Source organism: Collinsella aerofaciens, from assembly GCF_039752955.1.
Lineage (GTDB): Bacteria > Actinomycetota > Coriobacteriia > Coriobacteriales > Coriobacteriaceae > Collinsella > Collinsella aerofaciens_BI.
Genome location: NZ_JBDMHB010000049.1, coordinates 10,338 through 13,386, shown reverse-complemented (window position 1 = coordinate 13,386; position 3,049 = coordinate 10,338). Strand labels below are relative to the sequence as shown.

The 3,049-nt window shown below is 58.4% G+C and carries 4 protein-coding genes and 1 tRNA gene; 4 read left to right on the top strand and 1 reads right to left on the bottom strand.

Annotated features, from left to right (window positions below):
- Positions 1-622, top strand: a 622-nt coding sequence (locus ABHR75_RS08840; protein WP_346964138.1) for a pyrroline-5-carboxylate reductase family protein, incomplete at its 5' end; no start/stop codon positions are given.
- Between the two features lie 156 nt (positions 623-778).
- On the opposite strand, the gene ABHR75_RS08835 is transcribed toward ABHR75_RS08840, so the two are convergent.
- Entirely contained in the window at positions 779-952 is a 174-nt protein-coding gene (locus ABHR75_RS08835; protein WP_006235069.1) for a DUF6724 family protein, read from the bottom strand.
- 111 nt (positions 953-1,063) lie between these two features.
- Between ABHR75_RS08835 and serS the strand changes: the two genes are divergently transcribed.
- The 3 genes from serS to ABHR75_RS08820 all read left to right on the top strand — a co-directional run bounded on the left by serS (position 1,064) and on the right by ABHR75_RS08820 (position 3,047).
- Positions 1,064-2,347, top strand: a complete 1,284-nt coding sequence (gene serS, locus ABHR75_RS08830; RefSeq protein ID WP_195568363.1) for a serine--tRNA ligase — start codon at positions 1,064-1,066, stop codon at positions 2,345-2,347.
- A gap of 173 nt (positions 2,348-2,520) precedes the next feature.
- A complete protein-coding gene (locus tag ABHR75_RS08825; protein ID WP_195624895.1) occupies positions 2,521-2,898 on the top strand; it encodes a hypothetical protein in 378 nt (125 codons plus the stop codon).
- A 75-nt stretch (positions 2,899-2,973) separates the two neighbouring features.
- Positions 2,974-3,047: transfer RNA gene (locus ABHR75_RS08820), tRNA-Arg, on the top strand.
- Positions 3,048-3,049: the final 2 nt, after the last annotated feature.

Here is a 3,049-nt window from a genome sequence, read left to right as displayed (position 1 = left end):
CTGCCACGATGCCGCCGAGGTCGTCGCCGCATCCGATATCGTGGTCGCTGCGGTCAAACCGTACATGATCGAGAAGGTATTCGCCCCGCTCAAGGATGCTCTTGCCAAAAAGGTCGTTCTGTCGGTTGCCTGGACCTGGGACAGTGCCAAGTGGGAGCAGGTCCTGCCGGGCGTTGCGCATATCTCGACGGTGCCCAACACACCGGTTTCGGTGGACGAGGGCGTCATCGCTTGCGAGAAGGCTTCCACGCTTAGTGATGAGCAGAGCGCAGTGGTGCTTGATCTGCTTGGCAAGCTCGGTGCGGTGGTCGAGCTCGATACGAGCCTGCTGTTTGTGGGCGGCACGGTGGGTGGTTGCGCTCCGGCATTTGTCGCTATGGCAATCGAGGCCCTGGGCGATGCGGCGGTCAAGCACGGTATCCCGCGTGCCGATGCCTATCGCATTGTGAGCCAGATGGTGCTGGGTACGGCAAAGCTGCAGCTTGCAACTGGCCAGCATCCTGCGGCGATGAAGGATGCCGTATGCTCGCCCGGCGGCGCCACCATCAAGGGCGTCATCGCGCTCGAGGATGCCGGCATGCGCAGCGCCCTGGTCAAGGCCATCGACGCCACCCTTCAGTAAAACCTTCCATTTAGGGACAGGTTTATTTTGGCTGGTTTTCCTGCGGTTTTGTCCCTTTAGCAAAAAGCGCCCCGCAACCGGCTCGATTCCGGTTGCGGGGCGCCGGCGTTTGCCCAGATAAAACCGACCAAAATAAACCTGTCCCTTTTTGGCAGGTTAGTCCCAGAAGCTGTCTTCCTCGTCCTCGGACTTGGGTCCACGGTCGACGTACATCTTATGGGTGCGCTTCTCCATTACAAAGGCAAGAATCGCAAACAGCAGGATGCCGCCGGCGAAAAGGATGGCAAAACCGGTGCGGGTGCCAAACAAAAAGGAAAAAACTGCGTCCATTGGGTGCCTTCTTGCGTAGTTGAGTTGGGTCGTAAACGCTCATAAGTATATACTTGCCCATACATGTACAAGGTTGCAACCTAAATGGAATGTATATCGCCGGAGGATCTAATGCTTGATATCAAGTTTGTTCGCGAGAACCCCGATGCCATCGATACCGCCATGGCAAATCGCCAGACGTCTTGGGATCGCGAGAAGTTCTTTGAACTCGACGACGAGCGCCGTGCCGTCATCACCGAGGTCGAGGAGCTCCAGGCCACGCGTAACGCCGAGTCCAAGAAGATTGGCGCCCTGATGAAGGAGGGCAAGAAGGACGAGGCCGAGGCCGCCAAGGAGGCCGTGCGCGCCGTCAACGAGAAGATCGACGGTCTGGCCGAGCGCCGTACCGCTCTTGAGCAGGAGCAGTACGACTTCATGTCTCACCTGCCCAACATTCCGTGCGAGGCTACCCCGTACGGTAAGGACGAGGACGAGAACATCGAGCGTCGCCGCTGGGGCACCCCGCGCGAGTTCGACTTCGACTTTAAGCCGCACTGGGATCTGGGTACCGATTTGGACATCCTCGACTTCGAGCGTGGCAACAAGCTCTCCGGCAGCCGCTTCACTGTTCTCGGTGGCGCCGGCGCCCGCTTGGAGCGCGCCCTTATCAACTTCTTCCTGGACACGCACACGAGCCGTGGCTTCAAGGAGTGGTGGCCGCCCATCGTCGTCAAGCGTCAGACCATGTTTGGCACGGGTCAGCTGCCCAAGTTCGAGGACGACGCCTATCACGTCTCGGGCGATAACTTCCTGATTCCCACCGCCGAGGTCGTGCTTACCAACCTGCACGCCGGTGAGGTTCTCGACGCCGACACCCTGCCGCGCCGCTACACCGCCTTCACCCCCTGCTTCCGCGAGGAGGCCGGCTCCGCTGGTCGCGACACCCGCGGCATCATCCGCCAGCACGAGTTTGACAAGGTCGAGATGGTCAAGTTTGCCAAGCCGGAGGAGTCCGACGAGGAGCTTGAGAGCATGACCGCCGAGGCCGAGTTCCTGCTTCAGCAGCTGGGCCTTCCGTATCGCGTGATTAGCCTGTGCACCGGCGACCTGGGCTTCTCTGCCCGTCAGACCTACGACATCGAGGTCTGGCTGCCGAGCTACAACGCCTACAAGGAGATCAGCTCCTGCTCCAACTGCGGCGACTTCCAGGCCCGTCGCGCCAACATCAAGTATCGCGACCCCGAGAACTTCAAGGGCTCGCGCTACCTGCACACCCTCAACGGTTCCGGCCTGCCGGCTGGCCGCACCATGGCCGCCATCCTGGAGAACTACCAGAACGCCGACGGCACCATCACGATCCCTGAGGTTCTTCGTCCTTACATGGGCGGCCTCGAGAAGATCGAGCCGGTCGCGTAGGTTGCCTGCATAAGCGATTTGCGAGGGCGCTCCTTTTTGGGGCGCCCTTTTTGTGCGCAAAGCCTTACCATATCGTGCGGACAGCTCAATAGAAAACACACGAACAAACGTTCTGTATACAGCCATCTACCTGCTATGCTTTTGTTAAATTGAAGCGAGAGGAAGGGGATGCGATGGAGCTGTTTGATGAACGGGTAGTTTTGTTTGAGAGCGATGAAGGTGGGGAGCACCTACTAGTTACGTGTGAGCCATCGGGTATGGGTGGTTTGGTGGTGCGGCAGACGAGCGAGGGTCCGTTAACCCAATGGTGCTTTGAGGAGTCGCTGCATGTAGTTGAGACCTTTGTGACGCACGAGGGGCTTGTGGCGCTTGAGCAGTTCTATGGAGTTGGGACTTCTAACCAAGTAGCGCGCATGCTGAGCATCTCGTTTGCCGATTATGACTGCGCCCAGCGGGTGCGTTCGCTTTTGAGGGAACTCGGTGCCGGGTTCGATGTGGTTGAAAAACCGATTGATCGCATTGGGGATGTTGGCGCATGCGGAGCTGCGTGAGGAGCATATTCTCGAAAAAAGTTTGAGATTGTGCTTGACTCCAACTAACTAAAGTGGTTTTATATGTCTTGCGCTGCGGCGTTACCTCAGCTGGATAGAGGGTCTGACTACGAATCAGAACGTCATAGGTTCGAATCCTATACGCCGCACC